This window comes from Exiguobacterium undae DSM 14481 (assembly GCF_000620805.1).
Taxonomy (GTDB): domain Bacteria; phylum Bacillota; class Bacilli; order Exiguobacteriales; family Exiguobacteriaceae; genus Exiguobacterium_A; species Exiguobacterium_A undae.
Genome location: NZ_KK211187.1, coordinates 2,168,145 through 2,193,321, shown reverse-complemented (window position 1 = coordinate 2,193,321; position 25,177 = coordinate 2,168,145). Strand labels below are relative to the sequence as shown.

Below are 25,177 nucleotides of genomic sequence, written 5' to 3'. Positions count from 1 at the left end.
TTCATGAAAAAATTAGTAGCAACGGCAATGGCAGGCATTCTCGCAGTCACGATGGCAGCATGTGGCGCGTCGGAAGAATCGACAGGCGAGACGAACACAAGCGACAAAGTATTGACGATGGGAACGTCAGCGGATTACTTCCCGTTTGAATACATCGACACGGCGAAAGGTGACGAAATCGTTGGATTTGATGTCGCGATCGCAAAAGAAGTCACGAAAAATCTCGGCTACGATCTCAAAATCGAGGACATGGAATTTGGCAGTCTGCTCGGAGCGCTCAGCTCGGGACGTGTCGACTTCGTCATGGCGGGCATGACACCGACGGACGAACGGAAAAAGAACGCTGATTTCACGGACATTTATTTTGAATCAAAAAACCTCGTCATGACAAAGGATAAAGCAATCACGGCGGATGATGAGTTAAAGGGCAAAAAAGTAGGTGTCCAGCTCGGATCGATTCAAGAAGCGTTGGCAAAAGACCGTTACAAAGACAGTGAAGCGGTCTCGTTAAACAAGATTCCGGAAATCATTCAAGAATTGAACACAGGCCGGATCGACGCGCTGATTATTGAAGACGCCGTCGCCGTCAAATATATGGATCAAGACGAGTCGTTGAAAACATATGAAATCAAGGAAGATGGACCAACCGGTTCTGCTGTCGCCTTCAAAAAAGGAGACAAGATGCGTGACGAGTTCAACGCTGAGTTGAAAAAGATGATCGACAATGGTGACATCGACAAACTTGCAGAAGAATGGTTCCAAAAAGAAGCAAAATAAGAGTAGTGCATAGGGGTGGGGGTAACCTCATCCCTTTTGTGCGACGTTAGGAGATTGGTTATGATAGACTTTACAAAGATTCAAGATTCAATCCCATACATCCTGCAAGGGATTCCGGTCCTGTTCCAAGTTGTGGTCGTCGCGGCAATTGCCGGGATGCTGATCGGAATCGTGGTCGCCGCCCTGAAAATCACGAAAAACGGATTCGTTCGGTTCATCGGTCATGCCTATACGGCCGTGTTCCGCGGAACACCGCTCATTTTACAGCTGGCGATCATTCATTTTGGTTTACCGCAATTGACGGGGTACGTCACAACCGGTTATCAATCGGCGATCATCGCCTTTTCCTTAAATTCGGGTGCGTACATCTCGGAGATCATCCGGGCCGGAATTCAAGCCGTCGACCGCGGACAATGGGAAGCGGCCGATGCACTCGGAATTCCGTACATGAAACAACTGCGTTCAATCATCTTGCCGCAAGCCTTTAAAAACATCCTGCCGGCACTCATGAACGAAATGATCACGTTGACGAAAGAGTCGGCGTTGATTTCGACGGTCGGTGTGCTTGATGTCATGCGTCGGGCGCAGGTCGTCGGCGGAGAAAAGGCATTATACTTCGAACCGTTGTTGTTTGCCGGATTCGTCTACTTCGTGCTTGTGATGGGATTGTCCTTGATTGGTCAACAAGTCGAAAAAGCTATGAGAAAGAGTGGGTAATCAGATGGAACCTATGATTCAAGTGACTGATCTGTATAAGCAGTTCGGAAAATTAGAAGTCTTAAAAGGCATCACGACGACTGTCGGACGGGGCGAAGTCGTCGCCGTCATCGGACCGTCGGGATCCGGGAAGTCAACGTTTTTGCGTTGCATCAATCTATTGGAGCAACCGACCGGCGGGACGATTAATGTTGATGGTTTTGAATTGACGAAACCGAAAGCGAACATCGCCAAAGCCCGTCAAAATATCGGAATGGTCTTCCAACAATTTAATCTCTTCCCTCATAAATCAGTCCTCGATAACTTGATTTATGCGCCAATCAACGTGCTTGGGTTATCGAAGGAAGACGCTGTCAAACGGGCGGAAGTGTTACTCGATCGTGTCGGATTGGCAGAGAAGCGGGACAACTTCCCGAATCAGCTGTCCGGTGGTCAAAAACAACGGGTTGCGATTGCCCGTGCCCTAGCGATGGAACCAAACGTCATGCTGTTTGATGAACCGACGTCGGCCCTTGATCCGGAAATGGTCAATGAAGTGCTGGACGTCATGAAGCAACTGGCAGAGAGTGGGATGACGATGGTCATCGTCACACACGAAATGGGCTTCGCTAAAGAAGTCGCCGATCGTGTGTTGTTCCTCGATGAAGGGATTTTGATGGAAGAAGGCAGTCCGGTCGAATTGTTTGATCATCCGAAAACGGATCGGGCAAAAAAATTCCTCGAAAAAGTATTATGAGATCAAACGCTAACTCCTTTAAACTGAGTTAGCGTTTTTTAAACAAGTTTTTTAGAAGGAGGGAACGATCGTGATCAAGGAAACGGAACAGTTCGTCAAAACCTTTCATGCCGATGATTTTTCGGGACACGATTATGCGCATATCGAACGTGTCCGGCGGATGGCGTTACAGATTGCGAGACGAGAAGGGGGCGACGTACAGATCATTGAACTGGCAGCCTTGTTGCATGATGTCGCGGATGCAAAACTTGGAGGGACGAGCAGCCTCGTCGACACGTATCTTCAACCACGTGTATCGCCCGGCGAGCGGCAACAGATCTTGGAAATCATCAACAGTTTGTCCTTTAAGGGGGGAGACCGGCCACCGATGCGGACGCTCGAAGGGAAAATCGTCCAGGACGCGGACCGGTTGGATGCGATTGGAGCCATCGGGATTGCCCGGACGTTCCAGTTCGCTGGTCAATTCAAGGAACCGATGTATGTACCGGGACTCACTCCACGCGAGCCGGGCGACCGGACGAGTCCAACGAGTGCCTTGCATCATTTTGACGAAAAGTTATTGCGTCTGAAGGATTTGATGAACACGGACACGGCAAAAGTCATCGCGGCAGATCGTCATCGTTACATGCTTGAATTCGTCGAACGGTTCAAGCAGGAGTGGGAAGGTCAGGAAGAAGCATAGTGCGTCCTAAACGGCAACAAAGGTGGCAGAAGGTTATCTGCCACCTTTGTCATTAGAGAAAGATGTTTAAATCAGCCGCTTTTTGCGGGTTAACTTAAGATGACTGCCGTGATCAAACCGAGGGATGCGAATAAACCGACGATCGCGCCGCCCTCTTCATGCGCTTCCGGCATCATCGTCGAAGCAAGCATCGCGATGATACCGCCACTGGCAAAAGCACCGATCATCGCAAACTGCATGTTGGGCAACTCGGCGAGGATCGAATATCCGGCTAGCGATGCGAGTGCGGAAATCAACCAGACGAGTCCCCACATCAACAGAATTTTTTTCTTTGAAAACCCGTCCTTTTGAAGTCCGGTCGTACTCGAGAGTCCTTCCGGAATGTTGCTGACGAAAATCGCGGCGACAAGGGCTGCACTGACGTTACCGGACAGGAGACTGGCTCCGATCATGATCGATTCCGGAATCGCGTCAAGAATCGTTCCGAAAAAGATTGCCGTTCCGGTTCCTTCGTTGCCGCCCGAGGACCGCTTTCGTTTACTCGCTCCACGTGACGAGACGAACATATCAAATGCCGTAAAGACAAGCGAACCGACGATGAAGGAAATGCCGACGACCATCGTCGTCGATTTGTTTAATGCTTCATCGAGCAGCTCGAACGTCGCGGCACCAATTAAAATACCCGTTCCGAACGACATCACGTACCCGATCAACCGTTGCTTCAGCGGAACAAACAAACCAATCAAGGCGCCGATGACAACAGCCCCTCCCGCGATGGCGCCCCACATAAAAGCTATGCCCATACGATCCACCTCCTTCTACTTACCTGTATTCTTATTTTCCTAAAAAAATGATTAATAAACATATCTAATTCGAAATCAGTGTCTTGGATGGGCAGCCGGCGACAAAAAAATCCCCGGTCGTCAAGACGGGGATTAAGACAAGCATTAAAACGGTTGTTTATTCAGCCAATGGCCACCGTCAAGGGCGATACATTCCCCGTTCAAGTAACCGGCTTGATCGGACAACATCCAGACGGCAAGTCCGGCGATTTCTTCCGGTGTTCCGAACCGGCCGAGCGGCACGTTCCGGCGAATCCGTTCCGCATGCTCCGGTGACATGGCGAGTTTGTCAGCGCCGCCAGTCCGTTCGATTGGTCCCGGACTGATTGCATTGACACGGGCTTGATACTTATACCCCCATTCGACGGCGAGGGTCCGTGTCAGGTTCAAGACGCCGGCCTTTGCCGCAGCGCTTGGTGCGACACCCGCACCTGCCTGCCACGCATAAGAGGCGACGATATTGAGAATTTGACCCCCGACGACCTGATCTTCCTGCCATCCTTTGACGAGGGCATGGGAGCAGTTGAACGTTCCGTTCAAGACGATATCGACGACCGTTTTCCACCCGTTCGGTGATAACTCATCCGTCGGACAGATAAAATTACCCGCCGCATTGTTGATCAGGGCCTCGAGTCGACCAAAACGCGCACGTGTTTGATTGACGGCTGCGAGACAGGCTTCAGGATCACGGACATCCATCTGAATGACGGCATGTTCACCAGCAATCTGTTGTAAATCGAGATCCGTCTGTTGTAAACGCTCGGCGTCGCGCCCTGTGACGACGACATTCCAACCGGCTTCTTTTAAGGCGAGTGCCATCGCTTTCCCCATGCCGCTTGTTCCACCGGTGACGAGTATTGTCTTTTTCATCCGTAAAGTCCCCCTTGTATAATGAATGAACAACCATTCATTATACATATTCAAAAAAGAAGGAGCAGACTCCTTCTTTTTTGAATAAATTATTCGGCAGCGAGTGCTGTGTTCGTCAAGACAGGAACAACTTGTTTTTTCCGTGAGACGACACCTTCGAGGTACACGAGGTGGTTCGTCGCTTCGAGACCATAAGCACGTTCGACAAGTGAGGCTTCCGGTCCGAGAACCAGCGCGACAGAGTTATTCGTCAGGATGTCCGTTACGAGTAACATGTACAAATCAAGATCCTTTTCAGCAATCAATGATTCAATCCGGGCTTCAAGTTCCGCTTGGCGAAGCAGTACTTCTGCCGTATCGACTGTATTGGCTTGCGCGATTTCGACCTTCAGCGATCCCATCGTGAATTCCTTGGCATCAAGCGCAATCAATTCATCGATTGTTTTCTTTGATAAGTCAGCGCCGGCTTTGAGCATGTCGAGTCCATAAACATTGACGTCGACACCAGCGATTTCCGCCAACTCACGTGCTGCGATGACATCTTGTTCCGTACACGTCGGTGACTTAAACAATAACGAATCGGAGACGATGGCCGATAACATCAAGCCGGCGATTTCCGGTTTGATCGCGACACCGTGTTCTTTGTACATCTTGTTTAAAATCGTTGTCGTACAACCGACCGGTTCAGCGCGGTAATACAACGGATCAGATGTCTCGAAATTGGCAATCCGGTGATGGTCGATGACTTCCGTCACCGTGACCGCATCGATGTCATCAGCACTTTGCTGACGTTCATTGTGGTCGACGAGAATGACGTGGTGTGCTTCACTTGATACGCGTGTGACGAGACGGGGAACCGCCACCTTGAAATAATCGAGTGCGAATTGAGTTTCGCCGTTGATTTCACCAAGACGAATCGCTTCCGCGTGGACGCCGAGTTCTTTTTTTAATTCCGCATAAGCGATCGCTGAGGCAATCGTATCCGTATCCGGATTTTTATGACCAAATACTAAAACTTTTTCCATGTGCATTCACTCCTAAATGATTGATGTCTCGCCCATTAGTGTACCATAACTCGGAATTAGACGGCGTTCATTTTCAAGAGGATACCGGCGATTTTTTCGCTCCAGTACGGGTCGGAGGCGTAAAACACGTTCATCCCCCGGGCCTTATTTCCGAGAAACGCACCCCGGTAATACTTGCCGTCTTCCGCCAGATAATCCCGGGCGATGAACTTGCCGGTTTTCCGGATCGAATCTTCAAATGATGTGTAGGCCGTCGCATTTTGACCCGGTGCGATATCGGTCGCATTCACCCCAAACAGGTTGAACTTATCCCGGGCGATCTCCGACCGACCGTAATTGGATTCGTGGATGGCGTGCGCGAGCAAATAAGCGGCATTGACCTTGTGGTCGCGTTCGACCTGTTTAAACGTCTTGCCGGTACCGATCAACGGACTGTCCGGTGCGTTTTTTTTGATGTACGCATCGAGCTGCTTTGCCGTCAAATCCGTCGGTTGACGCAAATTTTTGGTTAACGTCTTCGACTCGACATAGGTCGTCGTCCGTTCAGGTGCCGACGACGGTGCTTGTCCCGCCGTGATCAATCCGCCGAGTCCAGCATCCGCAACGATATAATGCAGTAAGCGATCGCCTCGTGTCTCGTAGTAAGAGCGGTTACTCGATCGCTCGAGCGGATACGGTGTCAACCGCTCAGAATCGACATATCCCGTCAGACCGGCGATTTCAATCCGGCTTGCTTGTTCGCCGTAGGTCAAAAGTGATAACCGGCTGCCGGGGGCGACATACGTCAGTCGCTTCTTTAAAGTCCGGTCGGCATAGATGTTGAGCGTTTCCGGTGCATCGGCGATGCCGATGCCCGAACCGGTCAAGTACAGATAACGTTCGTCGGTTGTGCGTTGCACGGCACCACGTTGTTGACCGACAAACGCTTTTGCCTGATCAAACGAATCAAACTCTTTTTCTTCGATCACTTTCCCGTCCCGGTAGAGTTCAGCGATGTAAGGAGAGGCGGGGGGAAGAATCGTCTTCGGCTTGTCTCGGAACAAAACGAACAGCAGCATGCCGAACAAAAAGAAGAACAGGATGCCTTTCCAGGAACCTGATTTGCGAACCGGTCGGGTGGGGCGGATGGTGCGTTTACTCAAAAAATCACGTCCTTTGAAAATATCAATCGACAACCGGGGTAAAGAATAGGTACGCTAACAAAGAATGGAGGGAAGTCCATGTTGATTGGATATCGTACGTTGAAGACGGCTGTCGCAGCCGCACTCGCCATGTGGATCGCAGAGGAGATGCAGCTCGATTATTACGTCTTTGCGGCCATCATCGCCATATTAAGCATTCAGGCGACGCGCAAGAAATCGTTCCGGGCCTCGTATGAACGAATCATGGCTTCGTTGCTTGCCATCGGGGTTGGCTTTATCCTCTTTGAAGTCATCGGCTACCGACCGATTGCGATTGCTTTATATTTCATTATATTCCTTCCGGTCACACAACGCCTCCGTCTGCAGGACGGTTTCATTACGAGTGTCGTCATTCTGACCCATCTGTATACGGCGCAAAAACTGAATCTCGACATCTTTTTAAATGAGATTTACCTGTTGTTGATCGGAGTGGGTGTCGGATTGCTCGTCAACATGTACATGCCGAGTCTCGATCAAACGATTGCCGAACGCCGCCGCCAAATCGATCAACGGATTGCCGCCTTGTTTTTTGAAGTGGCGGCCGCCGTCGAAACGGGACGGATCAACCACCACTCACTGACGTTACACGAGACGGAACGATTGTTAAAAGAAGGGAAGGACGCCTCCTTGAAACGAATGGGCAATGCGATCGGGAGACGCAATGACGATGAGGACTATCTGTATTTCCGGATGCGGGAACAACAGTTTGAACTCTTGAGCGGCATCGTCCGAAATGTCGACGATTTGGTTCTGGTCGTCGCAGAAGGCAAAAAAGTCGCCGACCTGTTCCGGACGATTGGTGACAATGTCCGACCCGATGCCGATGCGACTGTTTTCTTAAACGAACTGAGACGTCTGCTCGAAGAATTCCGGGTTTCCCCCTTACCGACGACACGGGACGAATTTGAAGTCCGGTCTGCCTTGCTGCATATGTTGCAAGAGACGGAACAGTATTTACAACTCAAACAGCGGTTTGTGCATCAAAAAAGATAAAACATCGTCGAGGCGAAGGTGCCGATCAAGAAAATCGCTAAAATTGCGATGGTCGTCCATTTGATGATCCGCTGTTGTTTAGATGGTTTTGCCATGAGGCCATTCACTCCTTTCAAACGATACGTGATTATAGCCATTGTACAAACAACCTTTCTGAAGTGCAAATCCGCCCATTAATGGTATACTAACAAAGCGCTAGACGTACTGAAAAATCGAGGAGGAATGCGACATGGTCAATGAGCAACGTGTGCTCGATACATTTTTAGAATTGGTCCAGATTGATTCGGAATCAAAAGAAGAGGCACAGATTTGTGCCCATCTGAAGGAGACGTTCACGGCACTCGGGTGTGAAGTGTTTGAGGACGATGCGTCATCAAAAACGGAACATAAAGGAAATAACTTAATCGTGACACTCCCGGCAACACAGGAAGGTGTCGATAAGATTTATTTCACTTCCCATATGGATACCGTTTTCCCGGGACAAGGGATTAAACCAATCATCGAGGACGGGTATGTCAAAACGGACGGATCAACGATTCTTGGGGCGGATGACAAAGCGGGACTCGCTTCTTTAATTGAATTGGTTCATGTTTTGAATGAAACGAACCAACCTCACGGAAAAATTCAATTCGTCATTACGGTCGGTGAAGAATCAGGATTGGTCGGGGCAATGGTCTTGGACCGTTCTAAAATCGACGCCGATTATGGCTTTGCACTCGATTCGGACGGAAAAGTCGGCGATATCATCACGGCAGCTCCAACGCAAGCGAAAGTCAATGCCAAAATCTATGGAAAAACGGCCCATGCGGGTGTGGCTCCAGAAAAAGGCGTCTCAGCGATTACAATTGCTGCGAAAGCGATCGCCAAAATGCCGCTTGGCCGGATCGACGAAGAGACGACGGCAAACATCGGACGTTTCAGCGGCGGCGGTCCGTCAACGAACATCGTTTGTGATTACGTTGAAATCTTTGCGGAAGCCCGGTCGCTTGTTGCTCCGAAAATGGAAGCGCAGACGGCGAAAATGAAAGCAGCTTTCGAAGATGTCGCAGCAGAACTCGGTGGACGTGCGGAAGTGGAAGTTAAAGTCATGTACCCAGGCTTTAAATTTGAAGACGGAGATCAAGTGGTGGAAGTCGCGAAGGCGGCGATCACGCAACTCGGCCGGACACCACGCCTGTTGCATTCTGGTGGGGGATCAGATGCCAACGTGATTGCCGGTTTTGGTATTCCGACCGTCAACTTGGCTGTTGGTTACGAAGACATTCATACGACAAACGAAAAAATGCCGATTGAAGAGCTCGTCAAGACAGCAGAATTATGTGTGACGTTAGTGGATTACATCACGAATAAGTGATGCCGAGCTAAAAAAAGAGTGTACCGCAACGTTGCGGTACACTCTTTGTCGTTGTACGATTAAGTTAATTGTGGACGTTCGAAATATTCCATCGACTCAAGAACAAGTTCTTCCGTACATAGTAAGGTTGTCGCGATGTCCTGAATTTGGATCGATTTCCCATACTGTTGCCGATAGTTCTCGTTTAACATCCGGGCACTTTGTACGATTCGTGCATAAGTCCGTTCGATTTTGGTCATGGAAAAACCACCTTTCGAATCAGTATGGGTACAGTTTATCATGCTTCCGCTCGAGAAAGGTGTATTTTGTGTATAAAAATTGCTAATTTTACGAAAAGGGGAAAAAGATGGAATTTTATTTTTTAGGAACAGGTGCGGGAATGCCGTCCAAACAACGGAATGTCTCATCCATCGCACTGTTACATCCGAAGATGACCTGGTTATTTGATTGTGGTGAAGCAACGCAACATCAGATGTTGCACAGTCCGATCAAACCACGTAAGGTCAGTACGATTTTCATCACGCACCTGCATGGCGATCATATCTTCGGACTGCCAGGTTTTATCAGCACCCGGGCTGCACTGGAAGGGACGACTTTGTTGACGATTTATGGACCAAAAGGATTAAAGGAGTGGCTCGACGCGACATTACGCGTCACCGGGACGTATCTGCGGTATCCACTCGACATCATTGAAGTTGAGGCAAGCCGGACCTATGAACATGAAGGATTCCGGATCACCGTCGAAGAGTTGGAACATCGTTTTCCTGCCTTCGGTTACCGGATTGAGGGAGAAGAAGAGAAGGGTGCCTTGTTGGTGGAGGAATTAAAACGGTTAGACATTCCTTCCGGTCCATTGTATCGACAGATCAAGCAGGAACCAACGTTTGTTTTTGAAGGAACTGAATATCAATCCGCTGATTTTCTAGGGGCACCTAAACCGGGCGTCAAGATCGCCGTATTAGGCGATACGGTGCCTTGTGACAACAGCATCCGTTTGGCGGATCAGGTCGATCTTTTGATTCATGAGGCGACATTTGCAGATTCCGAGCAGGATCATGCCGGACGGTTCGGACATTCGACGGCGAGGCAAGCGGCTGAGATCGCTGTCCAGGCGCAAGCGAAAAAACTGTTGTTGACGCACATTTCAGCGCGCTACGTCGATCAGGAACAACGCTTGGAAACGGAGGCACGAGAAGTATTTCCAGAGTCATACCTCATGATGGATCATCAATCTGTCGTGATGAAGGGATAAAACAATATGGACTTTCTCATCCAATGGTCACTTTTTTTGTTAGCTGCCATCATCCTTGGCTTCTTTTTAGAGAAGCGAACCGAAAAAGAACAGTATCTATATTTAAAATTCGTCTTTTACGCCTGCTTAGGGGCGGTGTCCTTTCCCGTTTATGACATTCAACTGCCGCTTGGCATCATTCTGTTTTTGATTGTCTTACACCCTAAGAAAAACTCGAGATACAAACGGTACATGGCATTGTTCGGATTTCTGTTTTTCCTGTTACAGCTAGTGTTGGGTCCGTTTGATACGATCACTCTTCGCGAAGAAACCCAACAGATGGGACAGGTCACGATCACGGATGATTCGTTCGAAATCTTAATGGATCATATCGACCGGCGGATCGGCGATGATTCGTTACGCTTGGAGCAAAGTCAATTATTGTTTGACCAAGGCGGTAATCTGCGGAATGCGACATTTGAACTGATTGCGAAAACGCCGACCCGGTTCGTTCGGTATGAGGTCTCGTATCAGGAAGTGACGGGAACCTTGACCTATCGTCCGCGGGAAGAAGTATTGACGCGGTCATTGGAGTCGTATTATCAAAAACTGATTGATGCCTCGACGTCCTTTGCGATGTTAAAGACGTTATCGATCAAACAGATTTTGCATGAATCAAAAACCCCTTACGTCGAAATGGATCTCGACGGTCTGTATGAGACGTTCAGTCTGCAAGATGCGACCGTGTTACTGGTGGATGATCAAGGCGATCTGATTCCCTATGTCAACACGGGCGAAGACGTGCTCGCGAATGCGATTCGATTAACGTATTTCCGATCGGACGGTCAATCGTTACAAGATAAAAAAATTCTTTTATACAATTACAGTTTTGAAACTTCAAGACGAAAAGGAGTCGTACGATGAAAAAATGGATGCTGATCAGCAGTCTCGTAGTATTGGCGGGGTGTGCGGAACAAACGACAACGACGGATAATGAAAGTGCTAAAGCCTGTGACCGATCGGTCGAAGTATCCGTTGTCGATCATGCCGATAAAAAAACCTTGTTCGAGGACAAAATGTGTTTGACGAAATCGGACACGGCACTGGATGCGTTGGAAGAGACGGATTTAGCTGTCGTCAAGACCGGTAAAGGCGACATGAGTTATGTCACTGCCGTAGACGGGATCCGGGAAAAATCAGCCGGCGCGAGCAGCGGCTGGGTATTTGGTGTCAACGATAAACCGGGACAGGTTGGTGCTGCCGCGTATGAGTTAAAAGACGGCGACCGCCTGGAGTGGCGGTTTGAAAAAGATGCAATGGCTTATTTTCAGTAAGGCAGAACGGGAGAGACTTCATCCGCTGAATGTCGCTCTTTTTTTAGTGGCGATGTTATCGGTCCCGTTCTTTCTGACAACGCACCTGATCGTTCTTCTGATCTTTCATCTGTTGTTCTTTATCGGGATCCGCGAATGGACGGTTTTTCGTTACCTCTTGCTTCCACTGCTCTATGTCGGTTTGATGTATGCTCCGCTGCTCGTGGGGGCCTCGATCGATGCTTACGGAATTTGGATGACAGGGTTGACCGTCGCGGTCTTCGTCACGTCCAGTCAACTCGTTTTTACACTCGTTCGTCTGGAACAGATGGGTCCGCTCTTTCGAGTCCTGCCCCGGCTGACACGTCTGACCGGGATGGTCCTGGCGATTGTGCCATCGCTGCTGCGCACTTGGCCGGAAGTGAAGATGAGTCATCCGAAACAGTCGCTTGAAGTGAAGCTGGAACGAATTGCGCTGTATCATCTGCTGCCGATTGAGGCAGTGCCCAGTCGCCTCCAACGCTTGACGCATCGGGACGTGCTCAAAGGTTTGTTGATCGGTGGTGCCTTTTATGGATTGACGACCCCATTCGAACTCGCAGCCGCTTTTCTTTTACCATTACTGTTGATTTTCTCAAAAGGAGGGTTGCGTGATGCCTACTATCATTACCGACGAAACCGGCTCGCTTGAGACGTTGGAACGTTTGGCACAATCCGAGGGGGCGGACGTCATCCGTCCCGACCGGTTGTTGCATGGCCGTGTCCGTGATTTACTGTCGACGACCAGTTTATTTGTTGCCGGTGAACTGGCGACCTTGCTGGGACTGGAAGCCTTTTTTGACCGGGAAACCAGTGAATTGTCGTCCGGTGAACAACAACTTGTCTCACTCGGCTATACGTTGGCGTCACTGCCAAAGTCAATTTTTTTGGCAGAACCGTTTTTATTTTTGGATCAAACGCGCAAGTCGCGTCTGCAATCCTTATTAGCTGAAATCGAACAGCGTTTTACGTGTCACGTCACGTACTCGGTGACACCTCAGCATCGTGTGCAACGAACAGCGTTTCAAGAGACATCAATTGGTCCAGTCATCGACGAGATGATTCGCGTCGAACACCGTTACCCGTTACAAGCGAAGTACGCTTTGGCAGTCAGTCAGATCTCATTTCGGTCCGGAGAACGGGTCGCCTTGATTGGAGCGAACGGAAGCGGGAAATCAACTCTTCTACGTTTATTGTTAGGCGTCGACCGGCCGCTGTATGGCAAAGTCAAACGGACAGGAGACAAGCGGTATATCCCGGCTCATCCAGCACTCGCACCGGCTCTTGCCGGTGAAAACTTGACCTTTGCCGAACAAAAACAACAGGTACTAGCCCGGATATCGTGGTCAAAAGACGCGTACTACTTTGATGAACCGACGGCCGGTTTGTCGAATCAACACCGCACGGTCTTCATCGATGCGTTGCTTGCGCAGCCGCAAAAATTAATCGTCATCGCCACACATGATCCGGACGTAATCGTCCATGCGACCCGTGTCATTTATCTCGTCCAGGGAGAAGTCGCCTATGACGGTCCGGCGGCTGCCTTTATCGAGCAAAGCAGGGTCTACGAATGGAATTGATTCTCGTTGCCGTCGTTCTGATCAGTTTGATCGTGCTCCGGTTTGAATACCGTCCCGTCTCAGAATCGATGTTGCGTTTCATCGCCTTGGTCACGGCAGCGGCGATTGTCGGCCGGCTACTGTTTGCCAGTGTCCCGAATGTTCAACCGGCCACGGCGCTTGTCTTGTTGCTTGCTGCGTGCGTCAGTCCGGTCATCGGGGCCATTTCCGGGATGCTTGTCGTTGTGCTGACCAGTCTGTTTTTAGGAAGCGGACCGTTTGTCCTGTTTCAAATCATCGCCTATGCTGCAATCAGTCTCTTTTGTGTATTGCCGGGGATGAAATCACGGATCATGTTATCGATCTATGGTGCAATGGCCGGTTTTTTGTATGGGTGGATCAGTAATTTAGGATTTTTGATTTTTACCGGTTTTTCGCCTGAAGCGTTTGTGACTTTGTTGCTGACAGGCGGTGTGTTTGATTTGTTGCACGGGGTGTCGAACGCGGTGTTCATCTGGATGTTGCATCCGATTTTTTTACGGATTTTGCACTCGTTTGACGGGAAATCGGGTAAATAGAAGTAATCCCATGAGACTGGAGTGAAGTATCATGATTGGTTCAGCGCTATCCATAACGTATCTGTTGTTGTTAGTACTTATTGCAGCGTTTGGTCTGTTATTTGGAAGTATCTTATTGCTGAAGCGAACGGTCCGGGGGCGGTATGCCGGCTTTTATTTACTGGCAGCTGCCATTTTTCCGGCCGCGATGATGATCACATCAGTCGAAGGGGGACTGATCGGACATTTATTTTTTGAGACCGATTTATTTTTATCGATCGTTGCCTGGTTATTGATGCTCTCGACCGGCTATATGACGATGGTGACGGCGCTGGTCACGTTCCGGTATGTGTATCGCTATACCTCATTGCCGCGAACGCTTCAAAAATGGTGGACGGATCATATTCACCGTCCGAATCAGATGCACTAATCCAAAAAGACGTCCGTCGATTCCCAGCAGGGACGCGACGAACGTCTTTTCTTGTCTGACGGATCAATTGGAGAAGCTGAATTCCTCTTCCGGCGTCTCTTGTTGCTGATCCGGATTTTGAATGCGACCCGTCACTTCCGTCAAGAGACGGCGTGGCAGGAATTTCGCGACGGTCACCATGGCACGGTTGCTTGCACCCGGCACGACGACCCGTTTTCCTTTTAATGTGCCGCGGTAGCCGGCGAATGCGACGAGATGTGACGGCATACTTTTGAACGGTAACGTGATTTTAGCCCGGTCAAAGAAGTTCGTATCCGTTGGTCCTGGACAGAGACACGTGACCGTGACACCGGATCCGTCGAGTTCTGACGCCAGCGCTTCTGAGAACGACAAGACGTACGCCTTTGTTGCATAATAGACGCTCATGTAGGGACCCGGCATAAAGGCGGCGACCGAAGCGACATTGAGGATGCGACCAAATCCACGGTCAATCATACCCGGAACCAATCGTTTCGTCAGATCCGTCAGAGCGACGACGTTGACGTGAATCGAGTTGATATCTTCTGATGGATCGATTTCCGCAAAACGTCCCGACGTGGCAAAGCCGGCGTTGTTGAACAATAAATCGACTGTCAGTTCATGTTCGTCGAGATAATCAATGACACGGGAGACGCTGTCCGCCTGCGACAGGTCAGCAGCAAACGTGTATGCTTTAATTTGATAACGTTTTTCAAGAACGTGTTTCAATTCAGTGAGTTTCTTCTCATTGCGGGCGACCAGAACACAATCAAAACCATCGCGTGCTGCGAGGACGGCTAAATCAAGACCGATTCCTCCGGAAGCACCTGTGATCAAAGCGGTTTTTCGTAACATAATAAAATCCTCCATTCGGTTGGTAAATCAATCTCTATATGCTTATCATTCCCTATTGTTCCCCCGATTCCTGCTCCGTAAGCATCTCCTTTTGGAAGTCGGGTGATCATCGGTATGATAAGGACGGTGGAACATCCACAGAAAGCGAGTTGAACAGCGTGAGAAAAAACGTCACGATTGCCTTATTATTAGCCACATTTTTAGCCGCGATTGAGGGAACGATCGTCGCGACGGCAACACCGGTCATGGCCAGTGAGTTGAACGGGGCCAAACTCGTCAGCTGGATTTTTGCAGGATTCCTGCTGTTCATGGCGGTTTCGACCCCGATTTACGGCAAGATGGCCGACCTGTACGGACGCAAACGTGTCTTGTTGTTCGGAATCGGCGTGTTTACACTCGCCTCGTTAGCCTGCGGGCTTGCTCAGACGATGGAATCCTTGATCATCTTCCGTGCCGTCCAAGGCATTGGCGCCGGAGCGGTTTTACCGATTGCGATGACCATCATCGGAGATCTTTATACATACGAAGAACGTGGGAAAATCCAAGGTGTCCTCAGTGCGGTCTGGGGAATTTCCGGTGTGGCGGGACCACTCGTCGGCGGATTTTTAGTCGAAACGTTATCGTGGCGCTACATCTTTTTACTCAACGTTCCGTTTGCCTTGATTTCGTTTATCATGATCGTCGTGTATTACAAGGAAACCGTTAAAGCCACGACCCGGAAAATTGATTACCGGGGAGCTGTTTTATTTGCCGTCGGAATGAGTGCGTTGCTGTATGCCTTATTGTCGGGCAGTGAGTCCGAGACATTTTTGCGTCCGGTCATCTTGATCAGTTTTGGTGTCAGCGCCGGGTTGCTGTTTTGGTTTTACCGGGTCGAAAAGAAAGCGGCGGATCCGTTGTTGCCGCCGGCCGTGATTCGTCATCCGGTCATTCTCGTCATTAATCTGGCCGTCTTCTTTTCCGCCTGGGTCCTTGTCTCGATGTCCGCTTATATTCCGATTTTTGCACAGGGCGTACTCGGGAAAAGTCCGACCGAGGCCGGATTCATGCTGATGCCTTTATCGTTGTTCTGGACGATTACTGCGATCATCGGCGGACGGACGATTGGAATTGCTTCGCCGCGTTACCGGACGATGACCGGAATGGGGTTGCTGGTTGTCGGCATGATCATCTTGACCTTCATTGACCGGGCGTCGAGTGACGTCTTCATCTACCTTGCCGTCTCCTTAATCGGAATCGGCTTTGGTCTCGCTCAACCTGTTTTCATGGTCGTGCTCCAGACATCCGTCGACTGGTCACTCCGGGGGTCCGCAACTGCCGTCAATTCCTTTTTAAGTACCACCGGGCAGACGCTTGGTGTTGCGATTTTCGGCACGTTGTTTAACGTTTCGATCATTCAAGCCTTCAGTGATTCGCCGTTGCTGTCCGCGTATTCAATCGATCCGTTTTTCCAGTCGGATACAGCGGGACGGTACGGAACGGAAGTCCAGTCGGCAGCTGAACAGGCGCTGGCAAACGGATTACATCTCGTCTTCATCGGGGGATTAGTCTGTGCCGTGCTCGCCTTTTTGATGACGTTTCGTCTGCCGAAAGTACGTCCGGAAGATCCGACCAACTAAAAAAACACCAAGCTGGATGTCCTTTGAATCAAGGGCATCCAGTTGGCGTTAACGTTCGGATTCGGACGTTGTGGCAGCGTTTTGTTGAGCGAATTGTTCCCGTATGTCACGTTCATTGCGTCGGAGAAACAGACCAATCCCGACTAGTAACAGTGTGGCTCCGGCAATCTGGATCCACGTCAACGATTCCTGGAACAAGAAGTAACCAAAAATCATTCCCCAGACGGCTTCACCAAGTATCGTGATGCTGACGATGCTGGCACTGACACGGGACAAGGCCCAGTTGAACAAGTTATGACCGAGCAATGTCGGGAACACTGCGAGTAGAACATAGATACGCCAGTCGACTTGAAACGCAGCGACGAGGTTGACCGATTGGATGAGTGAAAACAGCAACAGGACGACGGAAGAAACGGCGTACACACCAAATGAATAGGTATTCGTCGAAACGCTTGTCCGGACATGTTGACCGAGCAACCAGTAACCGGCGACAAGAATCGTTGCCAGCAACGCCAGTCCGTCGCCGATTAAGGCACGCGGACCTACCGCGATGTCACCGTAAGCAACGAGCCCGCCACCAAGGAGGGCGACACCAACAAAAAAGAGCGCCTTTTTGGACGGATGTTGTTTAAAGAAGACGGCGTTTCCGATCAAGACAAAAATCGGACTTGCCGTTACGAAGAGCGTCGAGCTGGCAACTGTCGTATAATCAAGAGACAGAAACCACAGCCAGAAGTGACCGGCTAACAGAATGCCGCTCAAAATCATATGGCGAATCGTTGTCGAACTGAGGCTGAGCAATTCTTTTAAGTGGATCAACGGGAGCAACAGCAACGTTGAAAACAGCATCCGGAAAAAAGCAACGGCTTCAATCGGGGTTTCGGCCCATTTAACAAAAATTGCAGATGTCGAGATAAAAAAGAGCGCCATGAATAAAGTGAAATAGGGCATGTGAACCTCCGCGTGTTTGAAGTAAGGAAATGAGGGTGAAACGATGCAATTAATCATTGCGGAAAAACCAAAACAAGCTGAAAAACTCGCAGCGCCATATCCATCGGTCAAGCGGGACGGATACATTGAAATTAAGCCGTGCGATCGTTTTCCGGCGGGTGCCAAACTGGCGTACGCGGTCGGACATTTATGTGAACTGCAGGAACCGGCGCATTATGATGCCAAGTGGAAACGGTGGAACTATGACCATCTTCCGATCATTCCCGAACGGTTTGATTACCGCCTGTCGCGTGGGAAAAGCAAGGCATTCCAAGTGATCAAGAAATTGTTAAATGAGCGGACGACAACTTCCATCATTATAGCATCGGATGCCGAGCGAGAGGGAGAGGCAATTGTCCGGCTGATTCTTCGCCTTGCGAATAATGCCAAGCCACTCCAACGACTCTGGATATCGAGTCTGACTCCGCAAGCCGTCGACCATGGATTTGCCAATCTGCTCGACGGAAAAGAAACAGAAAATCTGTTTCATGAAGCGATGAGCCGGGCCTGTGCCGACTGGCTGATCGGGATGAACGCCTCGCGTGCCTATACGACCTTGCTCAAGAAAAAAGGAATTGCCGATGTCTTTTCGTTAGGACGGGTCCAGACCCCGACGTTATCCTTGATCGTCGAACGTGAAAAACAGATTGAAAACTTCCGACCGGAAACGTTTTTTGAAGTCGAAGCGGATTTCACGCGATATAAAGGCAAGTACATCAATGCGAAAAAACAGACGAAGATTACAGACCGTGAACTGGCAGAGGCGATTGCAGCCCGGACGAAGGGAACAGGCATCATTGCCACAGTCGAGAAAACGGAACAGGTCGAAAAGCCGCCGTTTTGGTTCAGTCTGTCTTTATTACAGACGGAAGCGAGCCGACGCTTTGGTCTAGGGGCAAAAGAAACGCTGGATATTGCCCAAAAACTCTATATCCGAGGCTGGATCAGTTATCCCCGGACGGACTCATCGTTTGTCTCAAAAGACGAAGCCAGCCAGTTTCCGTCGATTTTAAAACGTCTTCTCAAACAACCGGAGTATGCGGAACTGACCGACGTCCTGACCAAAAATCCGGCGACGAATAAACGGTATGTCAACTCGGCGAAAGTCAGTGACCACTATGCAATCATTCCGACGGAAGAAGCCGGAGCAGTCGCTAAATTGTCGGGCCGTGATGCGCAGGTCTATGATTTGATCGTTCGCCGTTTTCTAGCCGCCTTTGCCCCGGATGCCCGTTCCGAGAAAACGGAGATCGTTACGCAGCGGGAGCAGGACCGGTTCATCACGAAAGGCAGCCGGTCGCTGGAACTCGGATTCAAACGTGTGCTGCAGATCGAAGCGAAGGAACTGGATTTACCGGTGGTCGAAATCGGACAACAGGTGCCGATTAAAAGTGCGAAGTTGCTTGAGAAACAAACGGAACCACCTAAACGGTATACCGAAGGAACGTTGATTCTCGGCATGAAAACGGCCGGGAAGGTCCTCGAAAATGAACTGCAAGCAATCATGAAGGAAATCGAGGGGCTGGGAACGGAGGCGACCCGAGCCGGCATCATTGATGGGCTGAAGCGACGTGAGTACATTCAGGTCAAGAAAAAAGAAATTCACCCGACGGCGAAGGGACGAATTTTAATTGAAGCCGTCAGCGGAAGTATCCTTGCCTCGCCGGAGATGACCGCAAAATGGGAAAGCCGGCTCGACCAAATCGGGAAAGGTGAGGCCTCGGCAGCGCAGTTCGTCGAACAGGCTAAAAAGCTGTCACAACATCTCGTCGAAGATGCCAAAACACGTGTCGAACAACTCGAAGTGGATCCGACGCAAGTGCCGGCGAAGCGGGCACGGGGCGCGACAAACCGTCCTGTTGGGATCTGTCCGGTCTGTCAGGCGGAATTACTCGATCGCGGAAAATTCTACGGTTGCAGTGCCTATCAGAAAAAGAACTGTGGTTTTACGTTACCGAAAACAATTCTCGGTGCCCGCCTGACGCAAGCAGAACTGAAAAAGGTGTTGGCACACGAAAAAACGAAACCACTGGACATGAAAAAGAACGGACGGACGTTCCGGGCGATGTTATACCTCGAACAAAACCAGCTAAAATTTGAATTCGTGAAGGGAGAAGCCTGATGCATTACGATTTGATGGAGAACCAAACATTTATCCCGATGTTTGAACGTTTTTTGAAGGAAGGGACACGCTTGACCGTCTGGTTTCCAAACGAAGTGACGGTCGGACCGGCGGACGAGTTGATTTTGGAGGCGGAAGAGTTATTTGGTGTGACAGCAGAAGTCATTGATGATCCACAATCGTTTGGTAAAACCTTATTGATGCCGTATTTGACGGAACAGGAAACCCGGGAGGATGGATTTGTCCGATACGAAGCCGAGATGACCGAGGAAGTCAAAGCGGTTTTGCGTGAACTGACGTTGCCGATGATGACAGACGGTGATTTTGCTGTTCTTTATTCCTATCAGATTGATGCACCGAACGGTTCGTTGTTTGTGGAAGATTGGTTTAATGCGGAAGTGTTACTGGAAAACTGATTTTAAACCGGAACCTGGACTGTTTGATTTGCGTAAGTAAGTTAATCAAATCAAACAGGAGGGAATTTGAATGAGAGAATTTGGAATCCGTACCCTTGCATCGCTGTCGGAAATCGACGACATGACATTCGAAGAAGGCGGGGATGGTTTTTTTGCCGGAATGCCGGTTTTCATGGTCATCTTTTTTGTTCTGATGCTTTCCGTTATCGTGATTTCATTGATTTCATCGGCCTCAAAAGGAATTTCGACGAACGGAATCACGACATCACTCCGGCATCATGCGTCACAACTCGTAACACCATCGGAATCGGGTGCCCAAGACTATTTGACATACATCCGTTCCTTGTCGGTATTTCCGGTTGAAAAGACGAATTTGGAACCGGTTCGTCTCGCAAAAGGAATTTTGGCGCTGATTCAACAGACGGATCTAATCGAAGGAACAACCAAACAAGGCATTCTGGCGCAATATGCACGACTTGGTCTGCTTGAAGGCGATCCATTAGCGGATGAGCAACCGGTCCGTCGTCATGCGAGCCCACACCACGATCATCATCAGATGCATATCGACCAGCACCACGCAGATCATCAAAATTCCAATCATTCGAATGTTTAAATCGTTGCCCACCCGTTCATCGGAGTGGGCTTTTTGTATCAAATTCCATCACGAGAAGAATAAAACCCCGCTTTTCCGACATCTGTTTGTAACATACAACCGTTTAGATTAAAGTTAGATGAAAAGCGGTCTTTTTTGAGCATATTTAGTGGAATTCAATAAAAAACCTTTAAAATAGAGTTTAGAAACGAAAAAATTGTGTAACAATGACACGATAGAGGGGGATCAATAGATGAAATCATGGCTTAATCGTACGATTGGACGCCAAATTATGTTCGCCTTCTATATGATTATTCTGACACTCGTGCTGACCTCAGCCGGTGTTTACTTTTATACGAAAAATCAAGTGCAGGATTCGCGTCAGGAACTGTTGACGTTGAATGATCATCGCACACGAGCGACGAACTTATACGAATCCTGGCAGAGTCTTCAATACGAAATGCGTGGATTCGTCCTGCTAGGTGATGAGGAGATGCTTGAAGAAATCGAACGGAAAAAAGACGCCATCAATCGCCAGACAACGTGGTTCGAAAAAAATGCGCGTTTTAAAGAAGAAGAACAATATGCAACGGATGCCCGGGCGCTTTATAGTGCCTATACAGAACGCGTCATGCCCAGCTTGACGAACTATGTTGCGGCTAAAAAAGACGGTGACGTCACCGAACCGTTCCTGCAGATGGCGACGCTTGGAAAAGTGACACAGGCACCGCAACTGGATCCGGACCGGAAATTCAACATCAAGACGAAAAGTGCGGCTGATATGAGCTCGAGCATCGTCGACATGGAAACGGTCTTTACAGATTATCGGAACTCATTAAATCAACAAGAGTTGGCGGCACAAGACAAACTCGGAAAACAAGTGAATGCGTCACAGGTGCTGGGCTTCATCAATTTAGCAGTGCTGTTACTCATCATTGCCTTACTTGTTCGCCCGTTCGTGTCGAAGTTGACGGGACAGTTGCGCCAACTGAACCGCGAAAGCAGTCGATTGGCCAAAGGGGAAGACGCTACACCAATCCCTGTCGTGAACGAACGAGATGAAATCGGGGAATTGACGACGACGTTTAATCAAATGGCGGCGGCGATTTCCACCCAAAAAATGCAACTTGTCTCCAGTAACGACGAACTGCAAATTCAGCAGGAAGAATTGGTCGCGCAACAAGAAGAGTTGCAAACCCAACAAGAAGAGCTGGAAGAAGCCCTTGATATCACGTTACGGAATGAAACCCATTTGCGTTACCGGAACGAACTGACGGAAACCCTCGCGTCACGCGAAACATTGACGGCCTATCCGGCGATCATCGAGAAGTTGATTACAATCACGGATGCCGAATTGGGGGCAATCGTCTTCCTTGAGGAAGACCGCTATACGGATATCGTCTCTTACGGGATGACTGTTGATCAGGAACGTAAACTCTTGACGTCCTCGATGTCCTTGCTCGAGCGGGCGCGCATGCACAAACGGGCTGTCCGGTCGACGAAACAGGTTACGAGCGATCATCCGCTTCCGTATCCATACAGCATGTATGAAACGGTCGTCCCGGTCATGGATCCGGCGACAAATACGATGATTGCAAGTATTTATCTTGTTCGTTACCGTGATCAATTTAACGACGATCAGACGGAAGAAATTTGGTCGTTCTCACGTCAATTGGCATTGTCGCTTCTGCGGATGCGGGTATTTGATGAAATCGAACGGGAACGTGAAAAAACGTCGAAACTGTTGCACTCGATCCGGGAAGCCGTCATCTACATCGAAGGCGGAAAAATCTTTGCCAATAAACCATTGTTGGCGTTGTTCCACCACCCGGCACATGATCAGTTCAACGATGACGGTTTGATGACGCTGGATGTCAAGATCGAAGAGTTGGCCGTTCAAGTCGACCAACATGAAGCGTTCTTGGATTATATGGACCGCGTATGCAGTCATGAGATCCCGACGGAAGGATTGTCATTATCTCTGAATAAAGAAGAACGGTTTGTTCATGTCTATGCGGAAGGCATCGATTACGGCGGACGATTCCGCGGAACGATGCTCGTCTTACGCGATGTGACGATTGAGACGGGAATCGATCGGATGAAGTCGGAATTCGTATCGACGGTCTCCCATGAACTGCGGACACCACTCGCCTCGATCTTCGGCTACACGGAATTGATGCTGGCGAAAGATTTGCCGGCGGCTCGACAACAACGCTACTTGACGACGATTCATACCGAGACACAACGTCTGACGAGTCTCGTGAATGATTTCCTCGATGTTCAGCGGATGGAATCGAGTCAACAGCAGTATCATTTCAAGGAGCTTGACCTGGCGAACTTGATCCAAGAAGTAGCCGAATTCCAAGCCGGTTCTGCGACACATCACCAATTGAGTCTCGAGACGGGCGATGCACCAGTACGACAGGTTGAAGCGGACGAAGCGAAGATGCGGCAACTGTTTGGAAACCTGATCAATAACGCCATCAAGTATTCACCGGACGGCGGACAGGTGGAGTTACGACTTGAGGAATTAGACGATCGGTTACGGGTCACGGTTTCGGATGAAGGGATCGGTATTCCGCGTCAGGCGTTACCGGAGCTGTTTGGTAAGTTTTATCGGGTCGATAACTCCGACAGCCGGAAAATCGGCGGGACCGGTCTTGGTCTGGCGATTTGTCAAGAAATCGTCCGGGCACACGAAGGATTGATCCATGTGGAATCGACGGAAGGGAAGGGTTCGGTCTTTACAGTCGAACTGCCGTTCGTTCAAGCAGAGGTATCGCTTGAAGAAATCGTGGAAGCACCTTTATCATCAAACGACCATCTTCGAAAACACAAATAATGATGCGTACAGCAAAGACAGTGGGTTCCCCGGAACACACTGTCTTTTGTTTTGGACAACGAAAGTGGATTGTAAGGCGATGGAAACGGGAAAATGATTGGTAAGAAAGCACTCACTCTATTCAGAAAAGGAGCTGTTTTAAATGAACCCTGTCCGTCCTCCTTGTTAAGTCGGGTTACGTCGAAATATCCGGATTCTTTACTTGATTCGTTTTGCGACAGCTTGTATTCCAGCCTATGTCATCGAGCGGTTGTTTTGGGAGCAACGCGGAATGACGATTCAAGATGTCATCTACGCGGAAATCGTTTTTGCGTTAACACTGGTCGTGTTGGAAATTCCATTTGGTCTGATAGTTGACCGGTTTGGTCGTAAGATGGGCATGATCATCGGTACGTCGTTTGAGTGCCTCTCGTTTCTTGTTCTGCTGCATGCCTTTAGTCTGTCGTCCTTTTTATTCGCAATGGTGCTGGCGGGAATCGGAACAGCTGCCATCAGCGGGACGGAAGACGCGTTGTTGTACGAGTCGATGCAACAGACGGGGGCAAGTGATCGGTTTGAGCAGACGGTCGGGCGAATGAACGCGGTTGGTCTCGGGACGGCAGGCGGGGCCGCTCTGCTGGGAGCGTGGCTCGCACAATCGTTTGATTTGATTACCCATTATTATCTTTCCTTCGGTTTTTTGGTCTGTGCGGTACTGGCGAGTTGTCTTTTGTCGGACACACACAGTGCACGGCCGGCGACCGAACGAACGAATGACAGTGGATGGAATCGTCTCTTGAAAATCCCGGCGTTTGTCCGGATTGTCTTGTTCACCGTCATGTTTGGTACGACGATCACCTTTTTAGATGAGTTTTGGCAACTGTATGTCCGGGATCAGGGGATTGCCGTTTCATGGTTTGGTATCATTCTGATCAGCTTGATGACGGCTCAGGGAATGGGTAATCTGTTGCCGAAACCAACACGTCCGTATACGGTTCTGTGTTATTGGTTGCTGTTGTATATGAGTGGAATCATTCTGCTCGCCGTGATCGAAGGCCGTTGGTCGGTATTGCTGCTAATCGGTATTTTTTTGATCTACGGATGGTCGGAACCTGTTTTGACGACGTTTCTGCAAGACTGTTTGCCGGATGGACGTCGGGCGACCGGCAGTTCGACGGTCTCGTTCGTCGAGAGTCTCGCGACGATGGCGGCAGGACTCGGTTTCGGGCATATCAGCCAGACGATCGGCTTAAACGGGGCGTACTTTTACCTCGGTCTGACCGGTCTGTTGCTGGGACTCGGAATGATGTTTGTCTTGCGGATAAGGGGTTGATAATCCAATTCGGATTTTAGAATGCTTACTTTTTGCTGAAAGAGTTGCGTCAAGCGAGTAATTCCTGTCAAACAAAATGGGGCTGATTCAAAAAAGAATTACTCG

26 protein-coding genes are annotated in these 25,177 nt (G+C 49.6%); 19 read left to right on the top strand and 7 right to left on the bottom strand.

Annotated features, from left to right (window positions below; genetic code table 11):
* Window positions 1-3: 3 nt before the first annotated feature.
* The 4 genes from P397_RS0112185 (at window position 4) to P397_RS0112170 (ending at window position 2,912) form a co-directional block, all read left to right on the top strand.
* The gene (locus P397_RS0112185) at window positions 4-777 is read left to right on the top strand and encodes a transporter substrate-binding domain-containing protein (RefSeq protein ID WP_026833525.1); all 774 of its coding nucleotides are present in this window, start codon (window positions 4-6) and stop codon (window positions 775-777) included.
* A gap of 60 nt (window positions 778-837) precedes the next feature.
* Window positions 838-1,494, top strand: a complete 657-nt coding sequence (locus P397_RS0112180) for an amino acid ABC transporter permease (RefSeq protein WP_026833524.1) — start codon at window positions 838-840, stop codon at window positions 1,492-1,494.
* Between the two features lie 13 nt (window positions 1,495-1,507).
* Window positions 1,508-2,230 (top strand): amino acid ABC transporter ATP-binding protein, encoded by a 723-nt coding sequence (locus P397_RS0112175; RefSeq protein ID WP_026833523.1) that lies wholly within the window; start codon window positions 1,508-1,510, stop codon window positions 2,228-2,230.
* A 70-nt stretch (window positions 2,231-2,300) separates the two neighbouring features.
* Window positions 2,301-2,912, top strand: coding sequence for an HD domain-containing protein (locus P397_RS0112170; RefSeq protein WP_326932318.1), 612 nt, complete (start codon window positions 2,301-2,303; stop codon window positions 2,910-2,912).
* Window positions 2,913-3,001: 89 nt separating this feature from the next.
* Here P397_RS0112170 and P397_RS0112165 read toward each other — a convergent pair whose 3' ends face one another.
* The 4 genes from P397_RS0112165 to P397_RS0112150 form a co-directional block, all read right to left on the bottom strand.
* Window positions 3,002-3,715 carry a ZIP family metal transporter gene (locus P397_RS0112165; RefSeq protein ID WP_028106730.1) on the bottom strand — a complete coding sequence of 238 codons (714 nt, stop codon included), beginning with the start codon at window positions 3,713-3,715 and terminating at the stop codon, window positions 3,002-3,004.
* A 144-nt stretch (window positions 3,716-3,859) separates the two neighbouring features.
* A complete protein-coding gene (fadH, locus tag P397_RS0112160; RefSeq protein WP_028106729.1) occupies window positions 3,860-4,624 on the bottom strand; it encodes a 2,4-dienoyl-CoA reductase in 765 nt (254 codons plus the stop codon).
* An 89-nt stretch (window positions 4,625-4,713) separates the two neighbouring features.
* Window positions 4,714-5,649 carry a manganese-dependent inorganic pyrophosphatase gene (locus P397_RS0112155; protein WP_026833519.1) on the bottom strand — a complete coding sequence of 312 codons (936 nt, stop codon included), beginning with the start codon at window positions 5,647-5,649 and terminating at the stop codon, window positions 4,714-4,716.
* Between the two features lie 56 nt (window positions 5,650-5,705).
* Window positions 5,706-6,791, bottom strand: coding sequence for an N-acetylglucosaminidase (locus tag P397_RS0112150; RefSeq protein WP_028106728.1), 1,086 nt, complete (start codon window positions 6,789-6,791; stop codon window positions 5,706-5,708).
* 78 nt (window positions 6,792-6,869) lie between these two features.
* Between P397_RS0112150 and P397_RS0112145 the strand changes: the two genes are divergently transcribed.
* Together P397_RS0112145 and P397_RS0112135 are read left to right on the top strand one after the other, a co-directional pair.
* Window positions 6,870-7,823 (top strand): aromatic acid exporter family protein, encoded by a 954-nt coding sequence (locus P397_RS0112145; protein ID WP_026833517.1) that lies wholly within the window; start codon window positions 6,870-6,872, stop codon window positions 7,821-7,823.
* A gap of 229 nt (window positions 7,824-8,052) precedes the next feature.
* A complete protein-coding gene (locus P397_RS0112135) occupies window positions 8,053-9,177 on the top strand; it encodes a M20/M25/M40 family metallo-hydrolase (protein WP_028106727.1) in 1,125 nt (374 codons plus the stop codon).
* Window positions 9,178-9,236: 59 nt separating this feature from the next.
* Here the strand turns inward: P397_RS0112135 and P397_RS0112130 are convergent, their stop codons facing one another.
* The gene (locus P397_RS0112130; protein WP_026828866.1) at window positions 9,237-9,416 is read right to left on the bottom strand and encodes a hypothetical protein; all 180 of its coding nucleotides are present in this window, start codon (window positions 9,414-9,416) and stop codon (window positions 9,237-9,239) included.
* Window positions 9,417-9,523: 107 nt separating this feature from the next.
* Between P397_RS0112130 and rnz the strand changes: the two genes are divergently transcribed.
* From rnz to P397_RS0112095, 7 genes are read left to right on the top strand one after another with little or no spacing between them, the layout of a single operon-like run.
* Window positions 9,524-10,429, top strand: coding sequence for a ribonuclease Z (gene rnz, locus P397_RS0112125; RefSeq protein WP_028106726.1), 906 nt, complete (start codon window positions 9,524-9,526; stop codon window positions 10,427-10,429).
* 6 nt (window positions 10,430-10,435) lie between these two features.
* Complete coding sequence (locus P397_RS0112120; RefSeq protein WP_028106725.1) at window positions 10,436-11,332, top strand: hypothetical protein; 897 nt, start codon at window positions 10,436-10,438, stop codon at window positions 11,330-11,332.
* A complete protein-coding gene (locus P397_RS0112115; protein ID WP_028106724.1) occupies window positions 11,329-11,742 on the top strand; it encodes a DUF4430 domain-containing protein in 414 nt (137 codons plus the stop codon). The genes P397_RS0112120 and P397_RS0112115 overlap by 4 nt, the downstream gene beginning before the upstream one ends.
* Entirely contained in the window at window positions 11,720-12,412 is a 693-nt protein-coding gene (locus P397_RS0112110; RefSeq protein WP_028106723.1) for a hypothetical protein, read from the top strand. The genes P397_RS0112115 and P397_RS0112110 overlap by 23 nt, the downstream gene beginning before the upstream one ends.
* Window positions 12,375-13,340, top strand: a complete 966-nt coding sequence (locus tag P397_RS0112105; protein WP_081776988.1) for an ATP-binding cassette domain-containing protein — start codon at window positions 12,375-12,377, stop codon at window positions 13,338-13,340. Before P397_RS0112110 ends, P397_RS0112105 begins: the two co-directional genes overlap by 38 nt.
* Window positions 13,331-13,897 (top strand): hypothetical protein, encoded by a 567-nt coding sequence (locus tag P397_RS0112100; protein WP_028106721.1) that lies wholly within the window; start codon window positions 13,331-13,333, stop codon window positions 13,895-13,897. The genes P397_RS0112105 and P397_RS0112100 overlap by 10 nt, the downstream gene beginning before the upstream one ends.
* Before the next feature lie 31 nt (window positions 13,898-13,928).
* Window positions 13,929-14,306, top strand: a complete 378-nt coding sequence (locus P397_RS0112095; protein ID WP_028106720.1) for a hypothetical protein — start codon at window positions 13,929-13,931, stop codon at window positions 14,304-14,306.
* Window positions 14,307-14,369: 63 nt separating this feature from the next.
* Here P397_RS0112095 and P397_RS17405 read toward each other — a convergent pair whose 3' ends face one another.
* Complete coding sequence (locus P397_RS17405; RefSeq protein ID WP_035414202.1) at window positions 14,370-15,179, bottom strand: SDR family NAD(P)-dependent oxidoreductase; 810 nt, start codon at window positions 15,177-15,179, stop codon at window positions 14,370-14,372.
* Window positions 15,180-15,337: 158 nt separating this feature from the next.
* Between P397_RS17405 and P397_RS0112085 the strand changes: the two genes are divergently transcribed.
* Window positions 15,338-16,798, top strand: a complete 1,461-nt coding sequence (locus P397_RS0112085) for an MDR family MFS transporter (RefSeq protein WP_028106719.1) — start codon at window positions 15,338-15,340, stop codon at window positions 16,796-16,798.
* Between the two features lie 48 nt (window positions 16,799-16,846).
* Here the strand turns inward: P397_RS0112085 and P397_RS17400 are convergent, their stop codons facing one another.
* Window positions 16,847-17,749 carry a DMT family transporter gene (locus P397_RS17400; protein ID WP_035414200.1) on the bottom strand — a complete coding sequence of 301 codons (903 nt, stop codon included), beginning with the start codon at window positions 17,747-17,749 and terminating at the stop codon, window positions 16,847-16,849.
* Window positions 17,750-17,792: 43 nt separating this feature from the next.
* On the opposite strand from P397_RS17400, the gene P397_RS0112075 reads away from it, so the two are divergent.
* The 5 genes from P397_RS0112075 to P397_RS0112055 all read left to right on the top strand — a co-directional run bounded on the left by P397_RS0112075 (window position 17,793) and on the right by P397_RS0112055 (window position 25,072).
* Complete coding sequence (locus tag P397_RS0112075) at window positions 17,793-19,910, top strand: DNA topoisomerase III (protein ID WP_028106718.1); 2,118 nt, start codon at window positions 17,793-17,795, stop codon at window positions 19,908-19,910.
* Window positions 19,910-20,326: a hypothetical protein gene (locus tag P397_RS0112070; protein ID WP_028106717.1), complete on the top strand. Its 417-nt coding sequence runs from the start codon at window positions 19,910-19,912 to the stop codon at window positions 20,324-20,326. Before P397_RS0112075 ends, P397_RS0112070 begins: the two co-directional genes overlap by 1 nt.
* 70 nt (window positions 20,327-20,396) lie before the next feature.
* Window positions 20,397-20,939, top strand: coding sequence for a hypothetical protein (locus P397_RS0112065; protein ID WP_028106716.1), 543 nt, complete (start codon window positions 20,397-20,399; stop codon window positions 20,937-20,939).
* Window positions 20,940-21,171: 232 nt separating this feature from the next.
* Window positions 21,172-23,760, top strand: coding sequence for a HAMP domain-containing sensor histidine kinase (locus tag P397_RS0112060; protein WP_028106715.1), 2,589 nt, complete (start codon window positions 21,172-21,174; stop codon window positions 23,758-23,760).
* Between the two features lie 202 nt (window positions 23,761-23,962).
* A complete protein-coding gene (locus P397_RS0112055; RefSeq protein WP_235183991.1) occupies window positions 23,963-25,072 on the top strand; it encodes an MFS transporter in 1,110 nt (369 codons plus the stop codon).
* Window positions 25,073-25,177: the final 105 nt, after the last annotated feature.

What these genes read in the sequence shown, in the direction of transcription:
- P397_RS0112185 (WP_026833525.1), top strand. Translation starts at nt 4, where the DNA reads ATGAAAAAATTAGTAGCAACGGCAATGGCAGGCATTCTCGCAGTCACG.
- P397_RS0112180 (WP_026833524.1), top strand. Translation starts at nt 838, where the DNA reads ATGATAGACTTTACAAAGATTCAAGATTCAATCCCATACATCCTGCAA.
- P397_RS0112175 (WP_026833523.1), top strand. Translation starts at nt 1,508, where the DNA reads ATGATTCAAGTGACTGATCTGTATAAGCAGTTCGGAAAATTAGAAGTC.
- P397_RS0112165 (WP_028106730.1), bottom strand. Translation starts at nt 3,715, where the DNA reads ATGGGCATAGCTTTTATGTGGGGCGCCATCGCGGGAGGGGCTGTTGTC.
- fadH (WP_028106729.1), bottom strand. Translation starts at nt 4,624, where the DNA reads ATGAAAAAGACAATACTCGTCACCGGTGGAACAAGCGGCATGGGGAAA.
- P397_RS0112155 (WP_026833519.1), bottom strand. Translation starts at nt 5,649, where the DNA reads ATGGAAAAAGTTTTAGTATTTGGTCATAAAAATCCGGATACGGATACG.
- P397_RS0112145 (WP_026833517.1), top strand. Translation starts at nt 6,870, where the DNA reads ATGTTGATTGGATATCGTACGTTGAAGACGGCTGTCGCAGCCGCACTC.
- P397_RS0112135 (WP_028106727.1), top strand. Translation starts at nt 8,053, where the DNA reads ATGGTCAATGAGCAACGTGTGCTCGATACATTTTTAGAATTGGTCCAG.
- P397_RS0112130 (WP_026828866.1), bottom strand. Translation starts at nt 9,416, where the DNA reads ATGACCAAAATCGAACGGACTTATGCACGAATCGTACAAAGTGCCCGG.
- rnz (WP_028106726.1), top strand. Translation starts at nt 9,524, where the DNA reads ATGGAATTTTATTTTTTAGGAACAGGTGCGGGAATGCCGTCCAAACAA.
- P397_RS0112120 (WP_028106725.1), top strand. Translation starts at nt 10,436, where the DNA reads ATGGACTTTCTCATCCAATGGTCACTTTTTTTGTTAGCTGCCATCATC.
- P397_RS0112115 (WP_028106724.1), top strand. Translation starts at nt 11,329, where the DNA reads ATGAAAAAATGGATGCTGATCAGCAGTCTCGTAGTATTGGCGGGGTGT.
- P397_RS0112110 (WP_028106723.1), top strand. Translation starts at nt 11,720, where the DNA reads ATGCAATGGCTTATTTTCAGTAAGGCAGAACGGGAGAGACTTCATCCG.
- P397_RS0112105 (WP_081776988.1), top strand. Translation starts at nt 12,375, where the DNA reads ATGCCTACTATCATTACCGACGAAACCGGCTCGCTTGAGACGTTGGAA.
- P397_RS0112100 (WP_028106721.1), top strand. Translation starts at nt 13,331, where the DNA reads ATGGAATTGATTCTCGTTGCCGTCGTTCTGATCAGTTTGATCGTGCTC.
- P397_RS0112095 (WP_028106720.1), top strand. Translation starts at nt 13,929, where the DNA reads ATGATTGGTTCAGCGCTATCCATAACGTATCTGTTGTTGTTAGTACTT.
- P397_RS17405 (WP_035414202.1), bottom strand. Translation starts at nt 15,179, where the DNA reads ATGTTACGAAAAACCGCTTTGATCACAGGTGCTTCCGGAGGAATCGGT.
- P397_RS17400 (WP_035414200.1), bottom strand. Translation starts at nt 17,749, where the DNA reads ATGCCCTATTTCACTTTATTCATGGCGCTCTTTTTTATCTCGACATCT.
- P397_RS0112075 (WP_028106718.1), top strand. Translation starts at nt 17,793, where the DNA reads ATGCAATTAATCATTGCGGAAAAACCAAAACAAGCTGAAAAACTCGCA.
- P397_RS0112070 (WP_028106717.1), top strand. Translation starts at nt 19,910, where the DNA reads ATGCATTACGATTTGATGGAGAACCAAACATTTATCCCGATGTTTGAA.
- P397_RS0112065 (WP_028106716.1), top strand. Translation starts at nt 20,397, where the DNA reads ATGAGAGAATTTGGAATCCGTACCCTTGCATCGCTGTCGGAAATCGAC.
- P397_RS0112060 (WP_028106715.1), top strand. Translation starts at nt 21,172, where the DNA reads ATGAAATCATGGCTTAATCGTACGATTGGACGCCAAATTATGTTCGCC.